Source organism: Streptomyces sp. NPDC048507 (assembly GCF_043199995.1).
Lineage (GTDB): Bacteria > Actinomycetota > Actinomycetes > Streptomycetales > Streptomycetaceae > Streptomyces.
Genome location: NZ_JBICWZ010000004.1, coordinates 381,817 through 407,489 on the forward strand (window position 1 = coordinate 381,817; position 25,673 = coordinate 407,489).

General features: G+C 70.2%; 19 protein-coding genes, 1 tRNA gene and 2 pseudogenes. 15 read left to right on the forward strand and 7 right to left on the reverse strand.

Annotation, left to right across the window (positions count from 1 at the left end):
• Positions 1 to 131 precede the first annotated feature (131 nt).
• From ACGFXC_RS14790 to ACGFXC_RS14805, 4 genes are all read left to right on the forward strand, one after another.
• Entirely contained in the window at positions 132 to 2,573 is a 2,442-nt protein-coding gene (locus ACGFXC_RS14790) for a hypothetical protein (protein ID WP_393712781.1), read from the forward strand.
• Positions 2,574 to 2,610: 37 nt separating this feature from the next.
• Positions 2,611 to 2,943 (forward strand): hypothetical protein, encoded by a 333-nt coding sequence (locus tag ACGFXC_RS14795; RefSeq protein ID WP_393712782.1) that lies wholly within the window; start codon positions 2,611 to 2,613, stop codon positions 2,941 to 2,943.
• Positions 2,930 to 3,823, forward strand: a complete 894-nt coding sequence (locus tag ACGFXC_RS14800; protein ID WP_393712784.1) for a hypothetical protein — start codon at positions 2,930 to 2,932, stop codon at positions 3,821 to 3,823. Before ACGFXC_RS14795 ends, ACGFXC_RS14800 begins: the two co-directional genes overlap by 14 nt.
• A 73-nt stretch (positions 3,824 to 3,896) precedes the next feature.
• Positions 3,897 to 5,141, forward strand: a complete 1,245-nt coding sequence (locus ACGFXC_RS14805; RefSeq protein WP_393712785.1) for an MFS transporter — start codon at positions 3,897 to 3,899, stop codon at positions 5,139 to 5,141.
• 7 nt (positions 5,142 to 5,148) lie between these two features.
• Here the strand turns inward: ACGFXC_RS14805 and ACGFXC_RS14810 are convergent, their stop codons facing one another.
• Positions 5,149 to 5,982: a GNAT family N-acetyltransferase gene (locus ACGFXC_RS14810; RefSeq protein WP_393712787.1), complete on the reverse strand. Its 834-nt coding sequence runs from the start codon at positions 5,980 to 5,982 to the stop codon at positions 5,149 to 5,151.
• Between the two features lie 127 nt (positions 5,983 to 6,109).
• On the opposite strand from ACGFXC_RS14810, the gene ACGFXC_RS14815 reads away from it, so the two are divergent.
• The gene (locus tag ACGFXC_RS14815; RefSeq protein WP_393712789.1) at positions 6,110 to 6,709 is read left to right on the forward strand and encodes a flavin reductase family protein; all 600 of its coding nucleotides are present in this window, start codon (positions 6,110 to 6,112) and stop codon (positions 6,707 to 6,709) included.
• A 55-nt stretch (positions 6,710 to 6,764) separates the two neighbouring features.
• Here ACGFXC_RS14815 and ACGFXC_RS14820 read toward each other — a convergent pair whose 3' ends face one another.
• On the reverse strand, positions 6,765 to 7,760 hold the full coding sequence (locus ACGFXC_RS14820) for a LuxR C-terminal-related transcriptional regulator (protein WP_393712791.1): 996 nt from the start codon (positions 7,758 to 7,760) through the stop codon (positions 6,765 to 6,767).
• Positions 7,761 to 8,068: 308 nt separating this feature from the next.
• Between ACGFXC_RS14820 and ACGFXC_RS14825 the strand changes: the two genes are divergently transcribed.
• Positions 8,069 to 8,248 (forward strand): hypothetical protein, encoded by a 180-nt coding sequence (locus tag ACGFXC_RS14825; RefSeq protein ID WP_393712793.1) that lies wholly within the window; start codon positions 8,069 to 8,071, stop codon positions 8,246 to 8,248.
• Between the two features lie 363 nt (positions 8,249 to 8,611).
• On the opposite strand, the gene ACGFXC_RS14830 is transcribed toward ACGFXC_RS14825, so the two are convergent.
• Positions 8,612 to 9,166 carry a carboxylesterase family protein gene (locus ACGFXC_RS14830; RefSeq protein WP_393712794.1) on the reverse strand — a complete coding sequence of 185 codons (555 nt, stop codon included), beginning with the start codon at positions 9,164 to 9,166 and terminating at the stop codon, positions 8,612 to 8,614.
• Between the two features lie 348 nt (positions 9,167 to 9,514).
• On the opposite strand from ACGFXC_RS14830, the gene ACGFXC_RS14835 reads away from it, so the two are divergent.
• The 3 genes and pseudogenes from ACGFXC_RS14835 to ACGFXC_RS14845 all read left to right on the forward strand — a co-directional run bounded on the left by ACGFXC_RS14835 (position 9,515) and on the right by ACGFXC_RS14845 (position 14,210).
• Positions 9,515 to 10,501: a hypothetical protein gene (locus tag ACGFXC_RS14835; protein WP_393712796.1), complete on the forward strand. Its 987-nt coding sequence runs from the start codon at positions 9,515 to 9,517 to the stop codon at positions 10,499 to 10,501.
• Between the two features lie 766 nt (positions 10,502 to 11,267).
• Positions 11,268 to 12,908 carry a replicative DNA helicase gene (locus ACGFXC_RS14840; protein WP_393712798.1) on the forward strand — a complete coding sequence of 547 codons (1,641 nt, stop codon included), beginning with the start codon at positions 11,268 to 11,270 and terminating at the stop codon, positions 12,906 to 12,908.
• Between the two features lie 144 nt (positions 12,909 to 13,052).
• A pseudogene (locus tag ACGFXC_RS14845) lies at positions 13,053 to 14,210 on the forward strand (tyrosine-type recombinase/integrase).
• A 54-nt stretch (positions 14,211 to 14,264) separates the two neighbouring features.
• Here ACGFXC_RS14845 and ACGFXC_RS14850 read toward each other — a convergent pair.
• A tRNA-Gly gene (locus ACGFXC_RS14850) sits at positions 14,265 to 14,335 on the reverse strand.
• A 463-nt stretch (positions 14,336 to 14,798) separates the two neighbouring features.
• Here ACGFXC_RS14850 and dcd point away from each other — a divergent pair.
• Both dcd and ACGFXC_RS14860 read left to right on the forward strand, forming a co-directional pair.
• Entirely contained in the window at positions 14,799 to 15,386 is a 588-nt protein-coding gene (dcd, locus tag ACGFXC_RS14855) for a dCTP deaminase (RefSeq protein WP_351824564.1), read from the forward strand.
• Positions 15,383 to 15,880 (forward strand): phosphoribosyltransferase, encoded by a 498-nt coding sequence (locus ACGFXC_RS14860; RefSeq protein ID WP_393712800.1) that lies wholly within the window; start codon positions 15,383 to 15,385, stop codon positions 15,878 to 15,880. Before dcd ends, ACGFXC_RS14860 begins: the two co-directional genes overlap by 4 nt.
• Positions 15,881 to 15,946: 66 nt before the next feature.
• Here the strand turns inward: ACGFXC_RS14860 and ACGFXC_RS14865 are convergent, their stop codons facing one another.
• The gene (locus tag ACGFXC_RS14865; RefSeq protein ID WP_393712802.1) at positions 15,947 to 16,900 is read right to left on the reverse strand and encodes a Yip1 family protein; all 954 of its coding nucleotides are present in this window, start codon (positions 16,898 to 16,900) and stop codon (positions 15,947 to 15,949) included.
• Between the two features lie 250 nt (positions 16,901 to 17,150).
• Between ACGFXC_RS14865 and ACGFXC_RS14870 the strand changes: the two genes are divergently transcribed.
• Positions 17,151 to 18,098: a hypothetical protein gene (locus ACGFXC_RS14870; protein ID WP_393712803.1), complete on the forward strand. Its 948-nt coding sequence runs from the start codon at positions 17,151 to 17,153 to the stop codon at positions 18,096 to 18,098.
• Positions 18,099 to 18,865: 767 nt separating this feature from the next.
• On the opposite strand, the pseudogene ACGFXC_RS14875 reads toward ACGFXC_RS14870, so the two are convergent.
• Positions 18,866 to 21,082, reverse strand: a pseudogene (locus ACGFXC_RS14875) (heterodisulfide reductase-related iron-sulfur binding cluster); the annotation flags it as partial.
• 110 nt (positions 21,083 to 21,192) lie between these two features.
• A complete protein-coding gene (locus ACGFXC_RS14880) occupies positions 21,193 to 21,726 on the reverse strand; it encodes a sugar transferase (protein WP_393712804.1) in 534 nt (177 codons plus the stop codon).
• A 195-nt stretch (positions 21,727 to 21,921) separates the two neighbouring features.
• On the opposite strand from ACGFXC_RS14880, the gene dnaK reads away from it, so the two are divergent.
• From dnaK to dnaJ, 3 genes are read left to right on the forward strand one after another with little or no spacing between them, the layout of a single operon-like run.
• Positions 21,922 to 23,772, forward strand: coding sequence for a molecular chaperone DnaK (gene dnaK, locus ACGFXC_RS14885; RefSeq protein WP_393712806.1), 1,851 nt, complete (start codon positions 21,922 to 21,924; stop codon positions 23,770 to 23,772).
• On the forward strand, positions 23,772 to 24,443 hold the full coding sequence (gene grpE / locus ACGFXC_RS14890; protein ID WP_351824551.1) for a nucleotide exchange factor GrpE: 672 nt from the start codon (positions 23,772 to 23,774) through the stop codon (positions 24,441 to 24,443). The genes dnaK and grpE overlap by 1 nt, the downstream gene beginning before the upstream one ends.
• 39 nt (positions 24,444 to 24,482) lie before the next feature.
• Positions 24,483 to 25,673: a molecular chaperone DnaJ gene (dnaJ, locus tag ACGFXC_RS14895; RefSeq protein ID WP_393712808.1), complete on the forward strand. Its 1,191-nt coding sequence runs from the start codon at positions 24,483 to 24,485 to the stop codon at positions 25,671 to 25,673.

Here is a 25,673-nt window from a genome sequence, read left to right on the forward strand (position 1 = left end):
CCTACCTCGCGGAGCTCGGGGGCCGCCGGGGTCCCCCCCCCTATTCCTTGGACTTTGTTGGGGGGGGGGGGGGCCCCCGCCCCGCCCCCCCCCCCCCCCCCCCCCGCCGCCATAAGGCGGAGAGTTCCCACATGATTTCCTCGACAGATCCTGCCGAGACCGCCCTGGGGGCGGTCATCCACGGTCCTCAGGGCGACCGGCCCGAGGCGCCCCTCATCGCGCGCGCGGTGTCCCACTGGGCCCGGAGCGGCGACCCGTACGGCTGGTCCCGGATGTACCCGCCGGCCCAGTACCGGCAGGCTCTGCGCCGGGCCGGCTACGCCGATCCGGACCTCGGGGCGATCGACGGCAGCTGGAGCGCGCCCGCCGCCGCGCGCTTCGCCGGCGCGGCCGGCGATCCGGCCGAGCAGATCTGGGCAGTGCGGCTGCTGTTGCTGATGGGGCTGTACGAGGCGGCCGCCGACCGGTGTGACCGGATCGGCCGGGACGACCCCGAGGCCTCGGAATGGTCCGGCTACCTCCGCCGCCTGATCGGCATCCGGGCACCGGGCCGCCCGTCCACCCGGAGCGAGCGGCCGGCCGGCCCGGCGGGCTCGCCGCTGCTGCGCCTGAACGAGAGCCTGCTCGCGCTGTCGGCGGCCCTGCCGCGGGCGGGCGACGGCGAACGCGTCACCACGCACCGGGACGCCGCGCGGGAACTCGCCGACGACATCCGGCAGGGCTCCCCCGCCCTGGGCGCCGCCGCCGACGCGCGCGTTCTGCGCGCCCTGATCCCCTGGCACCGCGCCCGCCGCGAGTTCGCCACGGTCCACACCCTGGTGCGGGACCAGCTCGACCGGCTCGACCAGGTGCGGCACGGGGCGGACCCCGCAACGGCATTCGTGCTGGACGAGGCCGCGCGCCGGGTGCTCGACGCGGTGACCGTGGAGTCGCTGCGCGAGCGCCTCTACGGGCAGGCCGACGAATGGTCGCAGCGTACGGAACTGCTGGATCCGCACTGCGCCCGGGGGCGGCTGCTGCACGGCATCGCCCTGGAACGGCTCGGCCACGGCGCGCGGGCCGTCGAGGAGTACCGCAAGGCCGCCCGCTACGGGATAGCCGAACGCTCGTTCGCCCGCATGGCGATCTCGCGACTGGCCGGCCCGGAGACGGCGGCCGGCTGCGATGACGACCTGGCCGCGTGGCACGACGGCAACGACACCGCCAACCGATGGCAGTACCTGGCGGACGGCAGCCGCTCCCGGGTACTGGCCCGGGTCCCCATCGACGCCACCGCGCTCGACGCGCTGGCCGCGCGGCGCGAGGCCGGCCCCTCGGTCTTCGAGCAGCGCTTCGCTCCGTACCTGACCATGGCGCCGGCGGCCGTCCCCGCCCCGCTGTTCGCCGCCGGCCCCCGGCTGGCGTGGGACGCCCACCTGGGCAAGGACGAGCCCTGGTTCTCCAGCCTGTACCTCCAGCGGTCCATGGTGAACAACTTCCGCGCCGAGCTGACGCGCACCGCCATCCGTGACGGCGTCGCCGGCGCCCGGGACCAGGCCGACTTCGCGTCCTGGCTCCGGCTGCCCGGCGACCCGGCCAGGGACCAGCTCGCCCGGGCACTGGCCGACCGGCCGGACGACCCCCTGGTACTGGCCCGCCTGGCCCGGGTGGTGTCCTGCCTCGGGTTCCAGGAGGCGGCGTACGGGATCCTCGACGCCGTACCCGGGCTGACCGGACCCGAGTACGCCTACGCGCGCAGCATGCGGCTCTTCCTCGGTCACGTGATCCACCTCGGCCGGGGACACGACCAGCAGAGCGAGATCGAGCGGGTCTTCGCCGAGCTCGACGACGATCCGCGCCACGCCCGGATCCGGCTGTCGCTGTGCATCGTCGCCATCGTCACCAGCGCCCAGTCCAAGCAGCTGCCCGCGCTGGCCCTGTGGCACGGCAGAGGACTCGCGGCCCTGGAGCGGTACACGGGCCTGCCCGAAGTGGACGACTTCGAGCGGACCCTGATGACCAGCAGGTTCTACCGTGCCGCGGCCTTCGAACCGTTCCTCAACAAGCGGCAGGACCAGCTGCGAGCCGACCTCGACCGCTGGCTGGGCCTGGCCCGCGAACTGACCGGTCACGATGCCCGGACCCGCCTCCTCGCGCGGGAGAACCTCTTCCCCGCCCTGGAATCGGCCGCGCGCACCGAGGCCGCGCTGGGCAACACCGCGCTCGGCCGGGAGCTGATGGAGGAGATCACCTCCGTCGTCGACCCGCTCGACAGCAAGGCCTGGCTCCAGGTCGCCGACGGCCGCAAGCAGGCCGGCGACGTACGCGGGGCGCTCACGGCCTATCTGAACGCCGCGCGCCGGCAGGTTCCGCTCGGCCGGGTCGCCTGGTTCGGCGCCGGCCGGTGCTGGGAGAAGCTCGGCGACCCGCAGGAGGCGTTCGAGTGCTACCGGCGGTCCCTGGAGTACTGGCCCACCGGACTCGCCCCCGCCCAGCGCATCTCCGCCCTTTCCGCCGGCCGGCCGCTGGAAGCGGCCTACGCACGGGCGCTGCCCGCCCTGCGGGACGCCGCCTCCGCCGCCGCCGGCTCCTGACCCACCCCCGTACCCGAAGGGACCGGCTCCCCGGACCATGGCGAACGCAGCTCTGGCCGCCCTCGCGGCCTACTTCCTGTTCCTGTTCTGGCGTTCCGTGCGCAAGAAGCCGGGATTCGCCACCTGGCACATGTTCGCCGGGTCCAAGATCTCGAAGTTCTCGTTGTGCCGCGACCACGATGGAGCACCCCTGAACATCTGGGACTTCCTCCCGCACACGCAGGTCTCCATGAGCCACCAGGAGTCCCGCTTCTTCCTGCTCTACCTGACCCGGGTGCACAAGATGACCGACCTGCGCGGAACCATCGGCGTCCGCGACGAGATGAGCACCTTCACCCTGACCGTCGAGGACTCCCATGTGGTCGACTGAGAGCATCACGGCCCACCTCGTGGGCAGTGGCCCCACCGGCGGCATCTGGCTGGCCCGCACCGGATTCGCCCTGGCCTGCCTGATCAAGGTGCTCGTCGAGTCGCGGCGTGAGTACACCGGCTACTACCAGCCCACCACCTACCTCTACTTCCGGCTGCGCGTCCGCTTCCTCGCCCACCGCGACCGGCTGCCCACCGCGGCGCACTACCGGCTGTTCCTCTGGGCCCGGGCGGTGTGCGCGGTGCTCCTGCTGCTGGGCGCCGCCCCCGGCTTCGCCGCGGCGGGACTGGCGTTGTGCTTCGCCTTCGAGGGCTTCGTGTACTTCAAGTTCCACGTGAACTTCTTCGCGCTGCTGTCCGCCTGCTTCGTCTTCGCCCCCGCCCTGCCCCCGCTCTGGGACGCCGCCGCCGCGTTCGCGGGCGGCGGGACGCGGGCCGCCTGGAACGTCATCGACGGGGCGGACGGCTCCCGCTTCTGCCGGAGTGCCGTCCTGCTCACGGTGAGCGCCCTCTACATCGGCAGCGCCCGCCGGAAGCTGAACCCGACGTTCCTGTCGGGAGCGGCGGTCTGGGCGGTCCTCGACTTCACGCTCGGCGAACTGCCGCGACGACGCCACTTCGACGGCTGGTACCCCGCCCCGGTCCGCCGGTGGATCGCCGCCGTCGAGCCCGGCGCCGCCGCCCTGCGCATCCCGATGGCGGCCGTCGTCGTGATCGAGGCCGTTCTGCCCTTCGCGCTGCTGTATCCGCCGGCCTGGCCCTGTGCGGTGGCCCTCGGCGTGGCCATGCACCTGGCCTTCACCTTTCTCTTCCCCGCGACGCTGACGGCGTTCTCCCTCGCCACCGTGTCGGCCTACTTCGCCTTCCTCCCGCCGAGCTGACCTGCCGGCCGAAGCCGCCAGACCCAGTCAGCGCCCGTCATCCCCCGGACCCGCAGCGGAACACGGACCCACCATGCGCAAGCCCGCCCTCCTCAGCACCTCCCCGACCGTCCGGGCCCTGCTGATCACCGCCCTGGTCAACGCCACCGGAACCGGTGCGTTCATGTCCGGGTCCGTCCTCTACTTCAGCAACCACCTGGAGATCCCCGCCGGCACCGTGGGCCTGACCCTCTCCGTCTGCGCCCTGCTGACGCTCTTCACCACCGTCCCGGCCAGCCTCCTGCTGGAACGCTTCGGGGTGAAGCAGACGCTGATCTTCCTGCACCTCTTCCGCGCGGGCGGCTACAGCGCCTACCTCCTGGTCGACTCGCCCGCCTCGTTCATCGCGCTCACCTTGGTCCTGACCATCGTGGACCGCCTGGCCAACCCGGCTTCCCAGGCCCTCCTCGCGGCCGTGCTGCCCGCGGGGCAACGGGTCGAGATCATGGCCTGGAGGCATGCGGCCGGCAACGTCGGCGTCGGGCTGGGATCCCTGGCCGTCGCCGTCGCGATCTCGGTCAGTCCCTCGCTCGGCTATCCCCTGGTGATGCTCCTGGACGGGGCGTCGTTCCTGGTGGCGGCCGCGCTCCTGATCAAGATCCCCGCACCGGAGCGGGCGGCCGCCCCCCAGCGGGGATCGGCGCTCTTCACCCGCCGCTGGCCCGGCCGCACGTACCTGGCCTTCACCGGGATCTCGGCGTTCTTCCTGCTGTCCGACGCGCTGATGACCGTCGCCCTGCCCCTGTGGGTGTCCGAGCGCGCCGACATCGCGGTCGGCACGGTCGGCGTGCTCTTCCTGATCAACACGGCCGTGACCGTGGTCCTGCAGCCCCGGCTCTCCCGCGGGCTCACCGGCGCGGCCGCCGCCGGCCGGGCCCTGGTCCAGGCGGGCTGTGTGCTGGCCGCCGGCGCCACGGCCTTCCTGATCGGCGACCTGACCCGTGCCGGGGCGGCATCGGCCGCCCTGGTCCTCGGCGTCGTCCTGCTGTCCGTGGGAGCGGCCCGGTTCACCGCGGCGGGCTGGTGGTTCTCGGTCGAGCTGGCACCCGTCGACGAGCGCCCCCGCTTCCTCGCCGTCTACAGCCTCAGCGCCACGGCCGAACGCGTCATCGGACCGCTGTTCGTGTCCTTCGTCGTCGTCCGGCTGGGCGCGGCCGGCTGGCTGGCCGCCGCCGGGGTCTTCCTGGCGTGCGCGCTCACCGGCCGGGCCTTCGGGCGGGCCGTCCCCCCGGAGCAGCCGCAGGCCCGGGGCCCCGAGGCGCGGGCGGTGCGGTCCTGAGATGACCTCACTCCTCCAGGACACACGCCATGAAGCCGGTCCGCGGCCGGAAGCCGAGGCGCTCGTACAACGCGTTGCTGGTCGCGTTGCCCAGGTCGGTGAACAGGACGACCTGGGCCGCGCCGGCCGCCCGGGCGTCCTCGGTGACCGCGAAGGTCACCGCCGCCGCGTAGCCGTGCCCGCGCAGTGCGGCCGGCGTGTACACGGGCGCGATCCGCGCCTGCCGCGCCACCACGGCGGACCGGCCCGCCAGCGAGACCACCTCGCCGTCGGACTCCCAGAGGGTGATCTGGCCCTCCCCGACGCGCCGCAGCGCCAGTGCCGGCAGGTCACCGCCGGCCGGCTCACCCACCTCGCGGGCGTACTCGGCGAACCAGCGCGCCACCAGCGGCGCGTCCGGCTCCGCGGCGAGCCGGGCCCGTCCGGGCGGCGCCGGCGCCGCCGCGGTGAGGTGGCCCAACTCGAACAGCCGCTCCCTGCGTACGAGGTGCCAGCCCGCCCCCCGTTCCCGCCAGGTGTGGAGCAGCGGCTCGACGGCCTCGGCCGGTCCGACCAGCAGCGGCGCCGGAGGGCCGCCGGCCCGCCACAGCAGGGCCAGTTCCCGCGCGGCGGTCTCCGGCATCGGACCGAGCACCGTGCGTCGTCCGGGCGAACAGGCGAAGGCGCCCGTGCCGGGCACGCCGGTTCCGGCGCGCCACCACCCGAACACCGCGGCCGGGCCCGGCCGCGGTGGTGACGCCGTCATGCCCGTCAGATACGTGCACTGCGCCGGATCCGCCGCCAGGTACGCACCGACAGCGGCCCCGAATTCGGCCGGATCGTTCGACGTCGCCCAGTTCATGCCGCATGCTCTCACGGCCTCCCGCAGGAGCCCGCCGGGCCCCGGCCCCCGTGGCGAGACCGCGGCCCAGTGCAGAGCCCCCCTCCCGGAACACCTCGTCCGGCATCCGCGTAAGGCTGGTTCACCCATGACCGAACTGCTCACCGTCGCCCCGCCGCGCGACCTCACGGAGTTCATGAGCGCGTTCCCCTCCGGCGTCGCCATCGTCACGGCCCGGTCCCCGGAGCACGGTCCGCAGGGGCTGACCTGTTCCTCCCTCATCAGCGTCACCCTGGATCCGCCGACCCTGCTGGTCTCCCTCAAGAGCCGCAGTCCCGTACTGGCGGCGATCCGCCGGCAGGGACGGTTCGCGGTCAACCTGCTCCGCGACGGCGGGGAACGGGCGGCCCGCACCTTCTCCTCCCCGGTGGCGGACCGCTTCGGCGAGGTCGCCTGGTGTGACTCGCCCGCGCTGGGGCTGCCGTGGCTCGCCGAAGACGCGTTCGCGCTGGCCGAGTGCGCGCTCACCGAAACGCACGCGGTGGGCGATCACGTCCTGGTGCTCGGCCGGGTGGCGAACACGCAACAGTGCGCGGACGCGTCACCGCTGCTGTACGGGCTGCGCTCCTTCACCTCCTGGCCGTCCGGGCCCTCGCCGGACGGCCGGCCCCGGTGCGCAGCCCCCCACGGGCCGGGAGCCCCAACTACCGGGCGCCGGAGCCTGCGTGCGAACATCCCAGCGGAATGAGACGGAACGCCCGTACGGGACGGAGCCCGGCCCGGGAGGGCAGATGCTCAGCGAGTCATTCGGGAAGATGCGGCAGATATCCGCGCTGTACCGCGTGGACCCCGGCCTGCAGCCGGCTGCGCGCCTCGAGCCGGGCCAGCAGGCTCGTCACGGTGCGCCGTACCGTACGGCTGGAGACGCCCAGGCTCTTGGCGATCGAGTCGTCGGTGCGGCCCTGGGCCATCAGCCGGAGCGTCTCCATCTCCTGTTTCGTCAGTTCCTGCGGACTGCGCGGCAGGCAGGCTCCGACCGGCTCGGCCGACTGCCACAGGGTGTCGAACAGCGCGCACAGCAGGGCGATCATTCCGGGGCTGTGCACGACGACCGCGCCCGCGGCCGTGTCGTCGCTGTTCGCCGCGATCAGCGCGATCTCCCGGTCGTAGATGATCACTCGGTTCGGCAGGGTCGCCACCGTGCGGACCTGTGCGCCCAACTCGGTCAGCCACCGGGCGTGTTCCAGCGTCGGTCCGTCCCGGCGGATGCTGTCCAGATAGATCGTCCGCATCCGCACCCCGCGGCCGAGCAGCCGTTCGTTCAGGGGGCGGGACGCCTTCATGTTCTCGGGAGTCTGGGGCCCGCCCGGCGCAAAGGTCAGGAATTCCCTGCGGACTTGGCCATTCAGCATCTCCAGATGTTCTCTGATGGATTCGATGCCCTCGAGGTATTCGATGCCGGCCGGGGAATGCGCCCCGCCCTGGCTGTATTCCGCGATGAGTTCGGCGGCCGCCACGCGCGCGGCTTCGACGCGCTGCTGCTGGGCGGCGAGGTCGGCCTGCTGGCGGGCCAGCAGGACCTCCATGGCGAGGCGGGGACCGACGGCGCGCAGCTGCCCGGGGTCATCGGCCGAGGTCCGCACCAGCGCCAGCCGGCTGAGCTGGTCCAACGCCGAGCGGGTCTCCGCCTCGGCCAGGCCCAACCGTCCGGCCAGGTCCAGTACGCCGTCCTGCGGATACTGCAGCAGCCCCCGGTACACGGCTTCGGTCGCGGCGTTCAGTCCCAGTCGCGTCAGCATCGGGCTCTTCTCTCCTTGCACATGCCATCGCGCCGACGCGGGCGCAATGGTCACAGAAGAGTAACCCGGGCCATTAAAGAAATGGTCAATGGGTTGCCAGGTATAGGCCAATCAAATGGCGTTTCCGATATTCGCACCGCCCAATCCGCAGCAGAAGACCGCCGTCGTCCGACGAGTCGCAAAGGCTGACCATGTATCTCGTACATGTCCATTTGGGGCGCCCCGTCCACGGTGATCCGCTGCCCGCAAACGCCGCAGCGGCGATAACCGCCGCGACGGCGGGAACCCCGGGAATCGAGCACATCACCGTGCACGACGACGCCCGGCCGGACCCGGTCGTCGGCATCTATCTCCGCGCGGGCACCCTGAGGGAAGCCGAACGTGCGGCGGCGGACGCGTGGACGCGCGCCACGGCCGCCGAACCGTGGCTGCGCCAATGGCCCTTCCTCCGCGCCGCGGTCCCCCTCCTCCCCGACCCCACCTGGTGAGCCGGCGATCCCCCGACCGCCGCGCGCCGGGCGTCAGCGGAGGTTCGTCACGCCGGGTGCGGTCGGTCAGGGCCGCCGCCAGGGCCTCGCCGGCCGAGCCGAAGCGGCTCAGCGGGTAGCGTGCCAGTACGGCGTCGGCGCGGTCGCCGAACTCCTCGCGGATCGCGGGCCCGTACGCCTCGGGCCGCATGGGCTCGCCCCCCAGCTCCTGGCCGAGGATCCTGCCGCGCTCCTCGTCGTGGTTGACCCCGATGAGGACCGGGACACGGTTGAACCTCCCCGTGCGCAGGGCTTCGGCGGGGGCCGGCGGCACGAGGGGCGTACCGGCGATCGGGCGGGGCTCGTTCCAGGTTCCGTACGCCTTCATGAGCGTGCCCGGGTCCACGTGGCGCAGGGCGCGCTCTGCACGATGGCGCGGTGGAACAGCCCGGCCGATGCCGGTGAGGCGAGGTGTCCGCAGACGCTGTAGCCGCCGCCGGATTGACCCATGATCGTCACGTTGCCGGGATCGCCGCCGAAGGCGCCCGCGTTGGCGCGGACCCAGCGCAGCGCGGCTTGCCGGTCCTCCAGGCCGACGCCGCCGGAGGTGCCCAGTGCCGGGTGGGACAGGAAGCCCGTAACGCCGAGCCGGTAGTTGACCGCCACGACCATGGCGCCCCGGGCGGCCGGCCGCCCGGAGCCGTAGAGGTCGCCGCTGCCGAATGTGCACGCCACATTGGCACGCTTCGCCAGCAGCGCGAAGGCACCGGCATCCAGACCGAGTCCGGGCGCCCTCAGGTCGATCGGCACCTGCTCGCAGTCCACATCCAGAGCCCGGCGGCCGGTGAGGGCCACCACCTCGAACGACGCGGCCAGCAGCGGCGCCGCCGTGGCCCCGACCACCCCGGACAACCCGGTGACCAGTGCGACCGGCCTCATCGGACCTCGACCGGACCTTCCGCGGCCCGCCCGCGCGCCGCCCCCGCACACCCCATCCGGGCAACACAAAAGCCCCAGGCCGCTGACCCGGGGCTTCGTCATGGAGCGGATGACGGGAATCGAACCCGCTCCATGAGCTTGGGAATCCATGGCGCGGAAGGACCGCTCCCAAGGGCACGGTGGGGGCACGCCCCGATGACGGCCGCCACCAGAAGCTGTGCGGGTCGCCTGTCATCCGTGGTCGGTCGTCAACTGCCCGTCATTACCCCTGAGGTCATCGTTTTCTCCGGCGCCCTCGAAGAGCCTTGATCCATCGAAGCGATCAAGCGATCACGAACGGGGAACGACATGAACATGCGGCGGTACACGCGCACCGGAGTGTTCGCGGCGGCCACTCTCCTCGCAGGCCTCACCATCGGTGCCGCGCCGGCCACCGCCACCGCCGAGGGCGCCGAGTGCGCCGAGGCCCGCGCGAAGGTGGACCGGCTCGAAGGGCGGATCACCCCGAACGCCTGCGCCTTCATGAAGCGGCAGATCGTCTTCGGCGAGGCCCCCAGCCTCCAGACCTACCTGGACATCTTCGACGAGGAGGCCAGCCTCTGGGAGGCCGGCGGCAAGCCCCAGCGCGGCCACGAAGTGATCGGCGCCTCGATCAGCAACTCACTCCGCCTCGTGCCGGACCTCCGCTACCGCGGCACGAACGTGGTCGCCGACGGTGCCGTGATGATGTTCGGCCAGCAGAACACGGCCACCCTCAAGGGCCGCAAGGTCAGCTACCCGCAGATCGCCCGCAACGTCCTCGGCGATGACGGCAAGACCATCCAGGCCCGCCGCTACTACGACCGTTACGAACTGGTCCAGGTCCTGCCCGAGCCTCAGCGGCCCCGCCCCCTCTTCGCCGGCATCGCCGACCCGGCCCGCCCCGGCCCGCGCGGAGCGGTCCCCGACCGGTTCCACGCCCAGGACATCCCCGCCCGCCTCGCCGCCTGGAACAGCGGGGACGCCGCCGCGCTGGCCGCCCGTACCGGCAACGCCAAGCTGGCCGGGCCCGGCCTGGACCGGTCGCTGACCACCCAGGAGGGCAAGACCGCTTATCTGCAGCGGCTGTTCGAGAACGCCGACGTCGAGTTCAAGGCGGGCCAGGTGGCCTTCGGCCGCACCACCACCTACATCGAGTGGCACGGCACGACGGCCGGCCCCAAGGGCACCGGCATCCCCTTCGGGATCGTCGAGCGCCTCGGCCCGAAGGGCGAGTGGGAGCTCTACTTCGACACCCTGCCGGTGATCGCGGACGAGAACGAGATCCGCGGCCTGTTCAAGGCCCTCGCGAGCTAGACGCGGCCGTGCACCGGCCGCTCCCTGAGCCGGCCTCCGGCCCGCCGGAACGACTGCGGTTCAGCGTGAACGAAGGCCGCCGGTGGTGAGACAACAAACAAGCCCCAGGTCGCTGACCTGGGGCTTTGCTATGGAGCGGATGACGGAAATCGAACCCGCGCTATAAGCTTGGGATTCCCCGAACCTGTCAGCTCTGCAGTGCTGCTGACCTGCAAGTTCCGTCGATTGGCGACGTAGCTACAAGGTGGTTGTTGACCGCCGTTTGCTGCCAGTGTCTGTCGCATGTGGTGCACCAGTGGTGCGCCCAGCGCGGCTCCCACGATCGTGTCTGGCTGTCCCGCGCCGGCCCGGGGGCCCGGTCTCGGTTCTGAGGGCTCGTTGTTGGTGTCCGCCATCCAGGCTCTGGCGTTTTACCTGACCCACGTCAGGACCACCGCGGCGAGCGTGTTGATCGCGACCGTGACCAGGGCCTGAACGGGAGTCACCAGAGCTGCCCTCTTGATCTCTTCGACAAGTGCCTGACGATCATGGTTGACGGTCCTCTTTTGGCAGCGACGCATGGGCTTCCCCTCTGGATCGGTTGATAGATCCAGCCTTCGTCGCCGTGTCGACCAGGTGCTCGGTACGCGTCACAAATAGACACTTGGCGAGTTAGTCGAAGTGCCTGACCTGGGCTAACGGCAGATGAGAGAGTGGAGGGGAAACACTTCGCGACACTTGCTGGGGGTGGCTGATGGGGGCGGCGCGCGGAAGACGCGGGTTGGTCATGCCGGGGGAAGACGCGGTGCCGGCGGGCCCGCATCGACAGATGCTCACGTCGTTGCATACGGCCTATGCGGCGGCGGGTCGACCTGGCTTGCGTGCGATTTCGCTCGGCCTGAAGGGTGATGATTACGCGCCGACCACGCTGAACTATCAAGCCATCGGGAAGATCCTGAACGGACTTACCCTTCCGAACCCTCGCCAATTGGTCAGCTTGGCGGGGTGGCTTTATCGCGAGGGGGAGTCGGGGGGTAGCGGCGACGGCGCAGAAGGCTTCACAAGGGACCTGGTTGAGTTACGAGAGGCGGCTCACAAGCGACAGCTAGGGGTTGCTGATACTGAGCCTTCTTCAAGAGAGACGGATCATCACCCGTCCGAGCGTCACGTTCTTAGCTGCATTATGCAATCCAGAGATGCTCTCGCGGACGTCGTCGAAATCCTCAACCGTGATGACTTTGCGGATCACCTATGTGCTGATATCTATGAGGTCATTCAAGGGCTCTGCAATAAGGGCTTGGAAGTTTCCGTCGAAAACGTATGTGGAGAGCTCGCACGTGATGGAGCTGGTGCCGCCGACGTTCTGGATTATCTCAAAATAATAGAGAGTGCAAAAATCGATCCGACAGAGGCGGAGGTGCTTGCCGAGGGAATAGTCTCTCGCGCTGTGCTTCGTCGGGTGGGTGCTCTAGGGACAGAGGTGGCGGATCGGGCTCGCGAGATTTCTGGCTCCGATGCCCCCGACGTCGATGACTTGATCCGGCTGATCGACGACCGACTCTATTCGATAGTGGGTCAACGTGAGGCGAGAATCAGTGAGGTGCTTGAGCAGGCTTTGGATGAAGTGGAGGGCGTGGACTTCGATTTCGGTACACCCACTGGATTCCGCGATTATGACTTGCTGCATCGAGGGTTGCGCCCGGGGCAGGTGGTCATAGTCGGCGGCGCATCAGGGATGGGTAAGTCAACTCTGGGGCTTAATTTCATACGATCGTGCTCGTTCGCCAGCTCCCAGCCTAGCTTTCTTGTGTCACTTCAGATGAGTCGTGAAGAAGCGCTGATGCGAATGATGTCGGCGGAAGCGCGGGTAGCTGTTCATCATATGCGGTCGGGAACAATGACTGATGACGATTGGACCCGGATAGCTCGTGTGGCTCCGGCTTTCTCGGATGCGCCGATCTACATCGTTGATGAGCCGGGCTATACGCTCGGTGAACTGATGGATGCCTGCAAGAGGATGCGAACGTACAAGGGTGTTCGACTCGTAGTCATTGACAGCCTCGACCTACTCTACGTCGAACCCTCGAAAGGGGTGGGGGATCAGGAGAAGGATCTATCCGTTGCTATTCGAGAGCTTCGGAGGATGGCGAAGGAGCTCGACTTGGCGGTGGTCTGTCTCTATCAGATGGGGAGACTACCTGGTGGTGGCTATATTCCAAGGCCTGAGCTGCACCACATCCCGGCATGCCTCGAAGCTCTCGCCGATGTTGTGATCCTGTTGCATCGGGAAGATGCCTATGAACGCGAATCCCCGCGAGCGGGAGAAGCGGATCTCTTCATCGCGAAGAACCGAACGGGCCCCACTGGGGCCATCACTGCTGCATTCCAGGGGCACTATGCCCGCTTCGTGGATATGAGTGGAACGTAGGCGGACGGGCGTTGCCGAACGCCGGATCACCTACTGCAAGTTCGGCACGCACGTACGTATCGCAGTAAGCGTGCTGGAGGAGTACATGCGCGCCAGCGTCGTCCCGGCCGTTCCCGTCCGCCGGCGGATGCGGAGGGCGGCGTAGTGGCAGTGAAGCGTCCCAAGAAGACGAAGGGCAAGCGGAGGTTCGGAGCGGTCCGTCAGTACCGCTCCGGCTTCTGGACCGCCTCCTACCTCGACCCGACGGGGGGTGCGGCGGTCCCCGGAGACCTTCGAGACGGAGGTCGCAGCCGAGGTGTGGCTCTCTCAGGTGGAGGCCGACCTCACCCGAGGCGCCTGGCGGGGCCCCGACGCCGGGGCGGTCAACTTCGAGGAGTACGCCGGGAAGTGGGTGGCGGAGCGGGACCTCGGCGCTCTCACGGTCGAGTTGTACCTGCGCCTGCTCCGGCTGCACATCCTGCCGACCTTCGAGGGTTGGGACTTGGACGAGATCGCCCCGCCGCGCATCCGGGAGTGGCGGGCCGAAAGGCTCGCGACGACCAAGGCCCCGACCACGGTGGCGAAGTCCTACCGGCTCTTGAAGGCGATCCTGGAGACGGCGGCTGACGACGAGCTGATCCGGCGGAACCCGTGCCGGATCCGGGGCGCCGGGAAGGAGTCGGCCGCCGAACGCGAGATCGCTACGGCCGCCCAGGTGGACGCGCTCGCCGAGGCGGTCGGGATCCGGTGGCGGCTGATGGTCTACCTCGGCGCATACGGCCCGATGCGGCCGGAGGAGCAGGCCGGGCTGCGGCGGAAGGACGTGGATCTCGACAACATGATGATCCGCGTCCGGACGGCGGCGCCCGAGCTGAACACCGGGAGGCGGGCCGATGGCCCCACCAAATCCGAGGCCGGCAAGCGCGTCGTCGTCCTGCCTGAGTTCCTCAGGGAAGAGCTGCGGCGCCACGTCGAGTGGTACGCCGAGAAGGGACCCGAAGGTCTCGTCTTCGTGGGGGAGATACGACGTTCGGGCGGAAGTGGGCCAAGGCGCGGGTGAAAGTCGGCATGCCGAAGTCGTTCAGGTTCTACGACCTCTGTCACACCGGGCACACCCTGTCGACGCGGTCCGGGGCCACGTTGAAGGACACGATGGTGCGCGCCGGCCAGTCGTCCGAGAAGGCCGCGCTGATCTACCAACACTCTGATCATGAGCGGCAGGTGGCCGGCGGGTTGGACGGTATGGTGCGGGCCGCGCGGCAGAAGGTCGCAGAGCAGGGCGCGCAAGGGTCAAGTGGTGCGCAAGTGGTGCGGGACTACTGACCCGGTCTAGACAACGACGAAGGCCCAGGTCTGTGACCTGGGCCTTCGTATCTGAGCGGATGACGGGAATCGAACCCGCGCTATAAGCTTGGGAAGCTCATGTTCTACCATTAAACTACATCCGCACGGCGGTCCAATTGCCTGGATCCGTACCGTTGCACACTGTACCCCATGATCGACCCCCGGTGAATTCGCCCGGGTGGGCGCGCTCGCGGAAGTCGGGCAGCAGGGTTCGTGGGGGCGGGAGTTGGGGCGTAGCGTGGGGGGTCGGAGCGGCGGCTGGAGTGGGTCCCGATCATCCCCTAATGTGGCGATTCATCGCAGTACGGCTCGTTGGGGAAAGGGACTCGATGGAGCACACAGTCGTCCGTTGTGCCGAAGGGCATGTATTCAGCACCGCCTCGTTTCCGTTGCAGCACCTCGGTGCCGGCCGGATCGGGCCCGGGCGGCTGCTGAGGTGCCCGCGGTGCGCGCGGCTGCGGCACGCGGTGCCGGTGGGCGGCGCCAAGCGGTAGGCGGCAGATGGGCCGGGCGCGCGGGTGTCGCTCCGATTGGGGGTGGCCCGCGCGCTCTGCGTATCCTCGGGACGTGCTTCTCTCCGACAAAGACATCCGGGCCGAGATCGACAGCGGACGGGTTCGCATTGACCCCTTCGACGAGTCGATGGTGCAGCCCTCCAGCATCGACGTGCGGCTCGACCGGTTCTTCCGGGTCTTCGAGAACCACCGCTACGCGCACATCGACCCCGCCGTCGAGCAGCCCGACCTGACCCGCATGGTCGAGCCCGAGGGGGATGAGGCCTTCATCCTGCATCCGGGCGAGTTCGTGCTCGCCTCGACGTACGAGGTCATCTCGCTGCCCGACGACATCGCCTCCAGACTGGAGGGGAAGTCCAGCCTGGGCCGTCTGGGTCTGGTGACGCATTCGACCGCCGGGTTCATCGACCCCGGGTTCTCGGGGCACGTGACCCTGGAGCTGTCGAACCTCGCCACCCTGCCGATCAAGCTGTGGCCGGGGATGAAGATCGGCCAGCTGTGCCTGTTCCGGCTCAGCTCGCCCGCGGAGTTCCCGTACGGCAGCGAGCGGTACGGGTCCAGGTACCAGGGGCAGCGCGGCCCGACCGCCTCGCGCTCCTTCCAGAACTTCCACCGCACCCAGGTGAGGCACGAGGCATGAGCGACGTACGCGAGAACCTGAACTACGAGGGATTCGGGAACGCCGTCCGCGAGCTGGCGCAGACGATCGCCGACGACGGCTACGAGCCGGACATCATCCTGAGCATCGCGCGCGGCGGCGTGTTCGTCGCCGGCGGTCTGGCGTACGCGCTCGACTGCAAGAACATTCACCTCGTGAATGTTGAGTTCTATACAGGTGTGGGTACCACGCTTGAAATGCCCGTGATGCTGGCACCCGTCCCCGAGGCGATCGACTTCACCGACAAGAAGGTGCTGATCGCCGACGACGTCGCCGACACCGGCAAGACGCTCAAGCTGGTCCACGACTTCTGCCTCGGGCACGTCGCCGAGGTGCGCTCGGCCGTGATCTACGAGAAGTCCCACTCGCTCGTGAAGTGCGAGTACGTGTGGAAGAAGACCGACGAGTGGATCAACTTCCCCTGGTCGGTCGAGCCGCCCGTGGTGAAGCGCGAGGGCCAGGTCCTCGACGCCTGAGGCGAACGTGACGAAGGGCCCGCCGCGCAGCGCGGCGGGCCCTTCGTCGTGTCCGTACCGGTACCGCTAGAGCGTGCCCAGCTTGATGAGCGAGAGCAGCGCCACCAGCTGGATCGCGGACGCGCCGAGCGCCTTCTGCCACGGCAGGTCGTGCGACTTGCTGACCAGCGAGGTGAAGAGCGCGCCGGCCGCCAGCCAGGTGACCCAGCCGAGGATCTGGACGAGCATGTTGTCGCCGCCCAGGAAGATCGCGAACAGCAGGCGCGGGGCGTCCGTCAGCGACATGACCAGCATCGACAGGCCGACCGTCGGCTGCCAGGCGCCGTCGCCGCCCAGCTGGCGGGCCAGCGTGTGGGTGACCGCGCCCAGGATCAGTCCGCAGATGACGAAGGCCACGCCGGTGCTGAGGACGATCGGGATCGCCTGGGTGAGGGTCGCCTTGATGGCGTCCTCGCGGGCCGTGTCGAAGCCGAAGACCGCGAACATCCCGTAGAGGAAGGTCACGAGCAGCGCCGGGCCCCAGACGGCGTAGTCGCGCATCTGGAGGAAGGTCGGCCCCGGGCGCATCACGATGCCGCGCAGGAGCTCCTTCCAGGGCAGCCGCGGACCGGCGGGGGCGACGGCCGCCGCGCCCGCCTGGTAGGTCGCGCCCTGGCCGTAGGGGTCCTCGTTGACGGAGAACGCCTGCGTGTGTCCCGGGTCGTTCGCGTAGGAGGAGGCGTACGGGGCCGTGTACGCGTCCCCGTGCGGGTCCGCGTACGGATCCTGCGGCTGCTGCGGGTGCGGCTGGCCGTACGGGTCGAAGTACTCGGGCTCGCCGTGGCCCCCGGGGCCGCCGCCCTGCTGCGGCCAGTGCTGCTGCGGGGGCGGCCCGGCGGGCGGGTAGGGCTGACGGCCGTACGGTGCCTGCGGCGCTTGTGGCGCCTGCTGCTGACCGTACGGCTGCTGCCGCGGGGCTTGCGGGGGTTGTTGCGGGGTGCGGTTGTTGTCCCGGCCGCGTCCGATCCTGAATCCAGCCACGTGATCGAAAGTACCTGTTCCGCGGGGGATCGGTGGCCGGGCCGCCGGAAGTGGGGGGCTTTGCGGCTGAGCTGTGACATCCCCTAGGGGACACCGGGAGTTGCCGGTTTACGCGGCTGCGCGGAGGTGTGCGGTGGTTCGTTACCTTCCCTACGGAATGTCTAGATGTTCGGTCCGTAGCTTCGGGGGTGTCGCCGTCACGGACCCCACCCCCCACGCCGCACGCACCGAGCACGGAAAGAGCCACGCCATGCGCAGCAACCGACGCACCACCCTCCGTACCGCCGCCGTCCTCACCGGGGCCGCCGCCGTTCTGGCGCTGCCGGTGGGGTCCGCCTTCGCCGACGCGACGACCGGGCCGGGTGCGGAGCCGGTGGCGGCGCCGGTGGCGCCGCGCGGCGAGGGGCGGGTGTACGTGGCCACCGTGGAGCTGGCCGACGGGTCGGTCGCCAAGGTCTACAAGGTCCGGCCCGGGCAGTACGAGGCGGAGCTCCGCGACGCCGGAACGACGCTGGACACGCTGGTCAGCAAGGGCGGCAAGGCCGCGTACGGGCAGCACGACGGCCTGCACGTCGTGCTGCACGCGGACGGGACGGTGAGCTCGTGGATCGAGGGCGGTCACAGGTCGGCCGGGAAGCCGGAGCGGCACGTCGGCAAGGAGACCTCCGCCCGCGTCGCCCTGCCGGACGGGCGGATCGCGCACCTCGTCGACGGCCCTCAGGGCAAGCGGGCGGAGATCTCCCTGCCGAGCGGCGAACGGCTCGGCACGGTCGACCTGAAGCACCCGAGCGCGCTGCACGACGGCTGGACGTACAAGCTCGTCCAGGACCGGCGGCAGGTGAAGTTCGTCGTCATCGACGGGAAGGGCGACAGCTTGGTCTACGACTTCGGCACCGGCAAGCTGATCGAGACGTACCGCGTGGAGAGGGACGGGAGGGACGGGAGGGACGGGAGGGGCGAGGGGAAGCCCGCGGGCCCGAAGCCGGCTGCGGTCGTGACCGTACCGACCGCTCCGGCCGCCGCGCCGACGCCGAAGAGCGAGCGGGTCGTCCCGAAGGGCGGGGTGAAGGCCGGTGCGAAGGGGCTCGCCGAGCGGTCGGAGCCCGGCACGCCGGTGCTGCTGGCCGCGGGCGGCGGCATGGCCGCGGTGGGGGCGGCGGGGCTGGGCTTCGCGCTGCTGCGGCGCGGACGCGGCTGACCTCCGGTCCCGGTGACGCGGGAACGGCCGGTCCCCCTCGCGGGGACCGGCCGTTCCGTTCCTGTCTGCTGCCGGGCGGGCCGGGCGGCCTACTTGGCGCCCTCGGCCTCCGGCTCGGTCGCCGCGTCGGCCCCGGCCTCCGCCTTGTCGGCCGCCTTGGCGTCTGCCTCGGTCGCCGCGTCGGCGGCGGGCTTCGACCCGGCGGGAGCGTCGGCCGTGGCCTTCGGCTCGGCCTCGGCCGTGGCCTTGGCGGCTGCCTCGGGTGCGGCGTCGGCCTTGGCCTCCGCCTCCGGCGCGGGCTTGGTGCCCGCCTTCGGCTCGGCCTCGGCCGTGGCCTCCGCCTCCGGCGCGGGCTTGGTGCCTGCCTTCGGCTCGGCCTCGGCCGTGGCCTTGGCGGCTGCCTCCGGAGCCGCGTCGGCCTTGGCCTCCGGCGCGGTGGCCGCCTTCGGCTCGGGCTCGGCGGCTGCCTCCGGCGCCGCGTCGGCGGCGGGCTTCGGCTCGGCCGGAGCGTCGGGCGTGGGCTCTGCCTCGGCTTCCCGTGTGGTGGCCGTCGCTGCGGCCTCGGTCTCCGGGTCGGTGTCCGCCTTCGCCGCGGGCGCCTCGGCCTGTGCGGCGGCTTCCGCCTCGGCGTCGGCCTCGGCCTTCGCCTTCGCGTCCGCGTCGGCCTTCGCCTTCGCGTCCGCCTCGGCCTTCGCGGCGGCGGCCGCGGCCGCGGCCTCCTCCTCCGCCCGGGCGGCCTCCGCGGCCGCCGCGGCGAGTTCGGCTTCGGTCGGCTCCGGGGCCTTCACCGACGCGAGCAGCAGCTGAGCGACGTCCACCACCTGGACGGATTCCTTCGCCTGGCCGTCGTTCTTCTTGCCGTTCACCGAGTCGGTGAGCATGACGAGGCAGAAGGGGCAGGCCGTGGAGACGATGTCGGGGTTCAGGGACAGGGCCTCGTCGACGCGCTCGTTGTTGATGCGCTTGCCGATCCGCTCCTCCATCCACATCCGCGCGCCGCCCGCGCCACAGCAGAAGCCCCGCTCCTTGTGGCGGTGCATCTCCTGCTGGCGCAGCCCCGGCACGGCCGACATGATCTCGCGCGGCGGCGTGTAGACCTTGTTGTGCCGGCCCAGGTAGCAGGGGTCGTGGTACGTGATCAGCCCGTCGACCGGCGTCACCGGCGTCAGCCGGCCCTCGTCGATCAGGTGCTGGAGCAGCTGCGTGTGGTGGATGACCTCGTACTCGCCGCCCAGCTGCGGGTACTCGTTCGCGATCGTGTTGAAGCAGTGCGGGCAGGTCGAGACGATCCGCTTCGCGGTCTTCGGCTTCTTCGTCGACTCGTCCTCGTCGTCCTCGCCGAAGGCCATGTTCAGCATGGCCACGTTCTCCTGGGCCAGCTGCTGGAACAGCGGCTCGTTGCCCAGGCGGCGCGGCGAGTCACCCGTGCACTTCTCGTCGCCGCCCATGATCGCGAACTTGACGCCCGCGATGTTCAGCAGCTCCGCGAAGGCCTTCGTGGTCTTCTTCGCGCGGTCTTCGAGGGCGCCCGCGCAGCCGACCCAGTAGAGGTAGTCGAACTCCGAGAGGTCCTCCGCGTCCTTGCCGATGATCGGGACCTCGAAGTCGACCTCCTTCGTCCACTCGACGCGCTGCTTCTTGGCCAGGCCCCAGGGGTTGCCCTTCTTCTCCAGGTTCTTGAGCATCGTGCCCGCCTCCGACGGGAACGCGCTCTCGATCATCACCTGGTACCGCCGCATGTCGACGATGTGGTCGATGTGCTCGATGTCGACGGGGCACTGCTCCACGCACGCGCCGCAGGTCGTGCAGGACCACAGCACGTCCGGGTCGATGACGCCGTTCTCCTCGGCGGTGCCGATCAGCGGGCGCTCGGCCTCGGCCAGGGCCGCGGCCGGTACGTCCTTGAGCTGCTCCGCCGTCGCCTTCTCGTTGCCCTCCATGTCCTTGCCGCCGCCCGCGAGCAGGTACGGGGCCTTGGCGTGCGCGTGATCGCGCAGCGACATGATCAGCAGCTTCGGGGACAGCGGCTTGCCGGTGTTCCAGGCGGGGCACTGCGACTGGCAGCGGCCGCATTCGGTGCAGGTGGAGAAGTCGAGGATGCCCTTCCAGGAGAACTGCTCGACCTGGGAGACGCCGAAGACGTCGTCCTCGCCCGGGTCCTCGAAGTCGATCTCCTTGCCGCCGCTGGTCATCGGCTGGAGCGCGCCGAGGGCCACGCCGCCGTCTGCGTTCCGCTTGAACCAGATGTTCGGGAAGCCGAGGAAGCGGTGCCAGGCGACACCCATGTTGGTGTTGAGCGAGACCGTGATCATCCAGATCAGCGAAACGCTGATCTTGACCATCGCGGTGAAGTAGATGGCGTTCTGCAGGCCGCCGAGGGAGAGCCCCTTGAAGGCCAGGACCAGCGGGTACGAGGCGAAGTACGCCGGCTCGTAGCCGTCCACGTGGTGGATCGCGCCTTCGAGGCCGCGCAGGGCGAGGATGGCGAGGCCGATGGTGAGGATGACGTACTCGACGAAGTACGCCTGCCAGGCCTTCGAGCCCGCGAAGCGCGACTTGCGACCGGCCCGCGAGGGAAGGTTGAGCAGCCGGATCGCCATCAGGATGACGATGCCCACGACCGTCATGACGCCGATGAACTCGGTGTACATCTCGAAGGGCAGGAAGTCCCCGACGATCGGCAGCAGCCAGTCCGCCTGGAAGAGCTGGCCGTACGCCTGCACCAGGGTCGGAGGCAGCGTCAGGAAGCCGATGGCGACGAACCAGTGGGCGAAGCCGACGATGCCCCAGCGGTTCATCCGACTGTGGCCGAGGAACTCCCTGACCAGGGTGAGCGTTCGTTCCTTCGGCCGGTCCGTACGGCTGCCGGCCGGTACGGGTTGGCCGATCTTCACGAAGCGGTAGATCTGGGCCACGGCTCGGGCGAGCAGCGCGACGCCGACCACGGTCAGGACCAGCGACACGATGATCGCGGCGAGTTGCATGGGAGGGCTCCTCGGGCGGGACTTACTAAGCGGTAACTTATTGAGTCAAGGCTTGAGGTTACCCAGTTCCCCCGCCGCAATGTAGGTGGGCGAGCGGTGATCTGTGTCGCTCAGGCATGCCTCTGTCGGTAGGCCGCCCGAGGGGTCTGCGCGAGGATCGCGAGATCCATCCCCAGCCAATGGCTCTCCACATAGTGCCGGTCCAGCAGGTCCATCTCCTCCCAGGGGAGGTCGGATCGCGAGCTGACCTGCCACAATCCGGTCATTCCGGGACGTACGTGCAGGCGTTCGGGGCGGTCCGCCCGGGCGAGCGCGGCCTGCGGGCGGGGCCCGACCAGGGACATCTCGCCGCGCAGCACGTTGAGCAGCTGCGGGAGCGCGTCCAGGGCGCACCGCTCCACGGCCTCGCCGGCCCGTCCGGCGTCCTCGGTCCGCAGCCGCCAGGTGCGGAACGGGCGCCCGCCGAGCCCGAGCGCCGGCTCGCGCACGAGGACTCCCCGGCGCCGGGCCGCGTAGAGCAGGGCGGCGGCGAGCAGGAGCGGCGGGACGCATACCGTCAGCAGGGCCAGTGCGCCGATCAGGTCGAAGACCCGCTTGGCCGGCCACGGCGCCGGCCGGTCGGGGAACGTGAGCAGCAGGGGCATGGCAGCACGGTGCCGGACGCCTCCGGCCGTACGGGGGTGGCGCGCGGCCGGGGTGCCCCGTTCGGGCGCGCCGCGGCAGACGTGAGCGTAAGGGGCACCTAAAGGTTGAGCGTCCTCGACTCACCTCTGTTGACGCCGGGAGGGTTGTGGGGCATTCTTGAGTCCGTTGCACTCAAGTCAGCTGGAGGAATTGAAATGGCACGTGCGGTCGGCATCGACCTGGGCACCACTAACTCCGTCGTCAGCGTTCTCGAAGGCGGAGAGCCCACCGTCATCACCAACGCCGAGGGCGCCAGGACCACGCCGTCCGTCGTCGCCTTCGCCAAGAACGGCGAGGTCCTCGTCGGCGAGGTGGCCAAGCGCCAGGCGGTCACGAACGTGGACCGGACCATCCGCTCCGTCAAGCGCCACATGGGCACTGACTGGAAGATCAACCTGGATGGCAAGGACTTCAACCCGCAGCAGATGAGCGCCTTCATCCTGCAGAAGCTGAAGCGCGACGCCGAGGCGTACCTGGGCGAGAAGGTCACGGACGCGGTCATCACCGTCCCGGCCTACTTCAACGACTCCGAGCGCCAGGCGACGAAGGAGGCCGGCGAGATCGCGGGCCTGAACGTCCTGCGTATTGTCAACGAGCCGACCGCCGCCGCCCTGGCCTACGGCCTCGACAAGGACGACCAGACCATTCTCGTCTTCGACCTCGGTGGCGGCACCTTCGACGTGTCGCTCCTGGAGATCGGCGACGGCGTCGTCGAGGTGAAGGCCACCAACGGTGACAACCACCTCGGTGGCGACGACTGGGACCAGCGCGTCGTCGACTACCTGGTGAAGCAGTTCCAGAACGGCCACGGCGTCGACCTGTCCAAGGACAAGATGGCGCTCCAGCGCCTGCGCGAGGCCGCCGAGAAGGCGAAGATCGAGCTGTCCTCCTCCACGGAGACCTCGATCAACCTGCCGTACATCACGGCCTCCGCCGAGGGCCCGCTGCACCTGGACGAGAAGCTCACGCGCTCGCAGTTCCAGCAGCTCACCGCGGACCTGCTCGACCGCTGCAAGACCCCGTTCCACAACGTCATCAAGGACGCGGGCATCAACCTGTCCGAGATCGACCACGTCGTTCTCGTCGGTGGCTCCACCCGCATGCCCGCCGTCGCCGAGCTCGTCAAGGAGCTCACCGGCGGTCAGGACGCCAACAAGGGCGTCAACCCGGACGAGGTCGTCGCCATCGGCGCCACCCTCCAGGCCGGTGTGCTCAAGGGTGAGGTCAAGGACGTCCTGCTCCTCGACGTGACCCCGCTGTCCCTGGGTATCGAAACCAAGGGCGGCATCATGACCAAGCTCATCGAGCGCAACACCACGATCCCGACCAAGCGGTCCGAGATCTTCACGACGGCCGAGGACAACCAGCCGTCCGTGCAGATCCAGGTCTACCAGGGCGAGCGCGAGATCGCGGCGTACAACAAGAAGCTCGGCATGTTCGAGCTGACCGGCCTGCCGCCGGCGCCCCGCGGCGTCCCGCAGATCGAGGTCTCCTTCGACATCGACGCCAACGGCATCATGCACGTGACGGCGAAGGACCTCGGCACGGGCAAGGAGCAGAAGATGACCGTCACCGGCGGCTCTTCGCTCGGCAAGGACGAGGTCGACCGCATGCGCCAGGAGGCGGAGCAGTACGCGGACGAGGACCTGCGCCGCAAGGAGGCCGCCGAGTCCCGCAACCAGGGCGAGCAGCTCGTCTACCAGACGGAGAAGTTCCTCTCGGAGAACGCGGAGAAGGTCCCGGCCGACGTCAAGACCGAGGTCGAGAGCGCCATCACCGAGCTCAAGGAGAAGCTGAAGGGCGAGGACGCGGCGGAGATCCGCACCTCGACCGAGAAGCTCGCCGCGATCAGCCAGAAGCTGGGCCAGGCCATCTACGCCGACGCCCAGGGTGCCCAGGGTGCCGCGGGTGGCGCCGGTGACGCGGGCCAGGCCAAGGCGGCCGACGACGACGTCGTCGACGCCGAGATCGTGGACGACGAGAAGCCGAAGGGTGGCGCTGCCTGATGCCGGAGGAGACCCCGGGCTTCGACGAGAAGCCCGAAGTCCCCGCCGACGGCACGTCCGACGACGCCGCCGAGCCGAAGGCCGCAGCTTCCTCCGACAAGGAGGAGGCCGCGGCCCCGGCCGGGGACTCCGCAGCAGCAGACGTGGCTCTGCTGGCGCAGCTGGACCAGGCCCGTACCGCGCTCGGCGAGCGCACCGCGGACCTCCAGCGGCTCCAGGCGGAGTACCAGAACTACCGTCGCCGCGTGGAGCGGGACCGGATCGCCGTCAAGGAGATCGCTGTCGCGTCCCTCCTGACGGAGCTCCTGCCCACCCTGGACGACATCGGCCGGGCGCGGGAGCACGGCGAACTGGTCGGCGGCTTCAAGTCGGTGGCCGAGTCGCTGGAGACCGCGGCGGCCAAGATGGGCCTGCAGCAGTTCGGCAAGGAGGGCGAGCCCTTCGACCCGACGATCCACGAGGCCCTGATGCACTCGTACGCGCCGGACGTCACCGAGGACACCTGCGTGGCGATCCTGCAGCCGGGGTACCGGATCGGCGAGCGTACGATCCGTCCCGCGCGGGTCGCGGTCGCCGAGCCCCAGCCGGGTGCGGCGCCCGCCGCCAAGTCCGAGTCCGCGGAGGGCGACAAGCCGTCCGACAAGGACGCGGATGCCCCCGAAGAGGGCTGACGCAGCACACGTAGGAAACCGAGAGGAGGGCCACCGGGGATGAGCACGAAGGACTTCGTCGAGAAGGACTACTACAAGGTCCTCGGTGTCCCGAAGGACGCCACCGACGCCGAGGTGAAGAAGGCGTACCGCAAGCTCGCGCGCGAGTTCCACCCGGACGCGAACAAGGGCGACGCCTCGGCCGAGGAGCGCTTCAAGGAGATCTCCGAGGCGAACGACGTCCTCGGCGACCCCAAGAAGCGCAAGGAGTACGACGAGGCCCGCGCCCTGTTCGGCAACGGTGGCTTCCGCCCCGGTCCGGGCGGGGGCGGCGGCTCCTTCAACTTCGACCTGGGCGACCTCTTCGGGGGCACCCAGGGCGGCGGTGGCGGCGCGGGGGCCGGCGGTTTCGGCGGCGGCCTCGGGGACGTCTTCGGCGGCCTGTTCAACCGTGGCGCCGGCCCGGGTGCGGGAGGCCGCACCCAGCCGCGCCGCGGCCAGGACGTCGAGTCCGAGGTGACGCTCTCCTTCACGGAGGCGGTGGACGGCGCGACCGTCCCGCTGCGGATGTCCTCGCAGGCACCCTGCAAGGCCTGCTCGGGCACCGGCGACAAGAACGGCACCCCCCGGGTGTGCCCGACCTGCGTCGGCACCGGCCAGGTGTCCCGCGGCAGCGGCGGCGGCTTCTCGCTGACCGACCCCTGCGCGGACTGCAAGGGCCGCGGACTGATCGCGGAGACCCCCTGTGACGTCTGCAAGGGCAGCGGGCGGGCCCGCAGCTCGCGGACCATGCAGGTCAGGATCCCGGCGGGCGTCTCCGACGGCCAGCGGATCCGGCTGCGCGGCAAGGGCACTCCGGGCGAGCGCGGCGGCCCGGCGGGCGACCTCTACGTGGTCGTCCACGTGGACTCCCACCCGGTGTTCGGCCGCAAGGACGACAACCTCACGGTGACGGTCCCGGTGACCTTCGCGGAGGCCGCCCTGGGCGCCGACATCAAGGTGCCGACCCTGAACGGTCCGGCGGTCACGCTGAAACTCCCCCCGGGCACCCCCGGCGGCCGTACGATGCGGGCCCGCGGCAAGGGCGCGGTCCGCAAGGACGGCACCCGCGGCGACCTGCTCGTCACGGTGGAGGTGGCGGTGCCGACGGAACTGAGCGACAAGGCCCGCGAGGCCCTGGAGACGTACCGCGACGCGGTGGGGTCCGAGGACCCGCGCGCCCTGCTGTTCGAGTCCGCGAAGGGAGCTTGA

Bases quoted from the DNA above. Each gene is read 5' to 3' on its own strand.
- grpE (WP_351824551.1), top strand. From the start codon at position 23,772: ATGCCGGAGGAGACCCCGGGCTTCGACGAGAAGCCCGAAGTCCCCGCC.
- ACGFXC_RS14805 (WP_393712785.1), top strand. From the start codon at position 3,897: ATGCGCAAGCCCGCCCTCCTCAGCACCTCCCCGACCGTCCGGGCCCTG.
- ACGFXC_RS14835 (WP_393712796.1), top strand. From the start codon at position 9,515: ATGAACATGCGGCGGTACACGCGCACCGGAGTGTTCGCGGCGGCCACT.
- ACGFXC_RS14870 (WP_393712803.1), top strand. From the start codon at position 17,151: ATGCGCAGCAACCGACGCACCACCCTCCGTACCGCCGCCGTCCTCACC.
- dnaK (WP_393712806.1), top strand. From the start codon at position 21,922: ATGGCACGTGCGGTCGGCATCGACCTGGGCACCACTAACTCCGTCGTC.
- ACGFXC_RS14880 (WP_393712804.1), bottom strand. From the start codon at position 21,726: ATGCCCCTGCTGCTCACGTTCCCCGACCGGCCGGCGCCGTGGCCGGCC.
- ACGFXC_RS14800 (WP_393712784.1), top strand. From the start codon at position 2,930: ATGTGGTCGACTGAGAGCATCACGGCCCACCTCGTGGGCAGTGGCCCC.
- dnaJ (WP_393712808.1), top strand. From the start codon at position 24,483: ATGAGCACGAAGGACTTCGTCGAGAAGGACTACTACAAGGTCCTCGGT.
- ACGFXC_RS14820 (WP_393712791.1), bottom strand. From the start codon at position 7,760: ATGCTGACGCGACTGGGACTGAACGCCGCGACCGAAGCCGTGTACCGG.
- ACGFXC_RS14860 (WP_393712800.1), top strand. From the start codon at position 15,383: ATGAGCGACGTACGCGAGAACCTGAACTACGAGGGATTCGGGAACGCC.
- ACGFXC_RS14815 (WP_393712789.1), top strand. From the start codon at position 6,110: ATGACCGAACTGCTCACCGTCGCCCCGCCGCGCGACCTCACGGAGTTC.
- ACGFXC_RS14840 (WP_393712798.1), top strand. From the start codon at position 11,268: ATGCCGGGGGAAGACGCGGTGCCGGCGGGCCCGCATCGACAGATGCTC.
- ACGFXC_RS14790 (WP_393712781.1), top strand. From the start codon at position 132: ATGATTTCCTCGACAGATCCTGCCGAGACCGCCCTGGGGGCGGTCATC.
- ACGFXC_RS14830 (WP_393712794.1), bottom strand. From the start codon at position 9,166: ATGAGGCCGGTCGCACTGGTCACCGGGTTGTCCGGGGTGGTCGGGGCC.
- ACGFXC_RS14810 (WP_393712787.1), bottom strand. From the start codon at position 5,982: ATGAACTGGGCGACGTCGAACGATCCGGCCGAATTCGGGGCCGCTGTC.
- ACGFXC_RS14795 (WP_393712782.1), top strand. From the start codon at position 2,611: ATGGCGAACGCAGCTCTGGCCGCCCTCGCGGCCTACTTCCTGTTCCTG.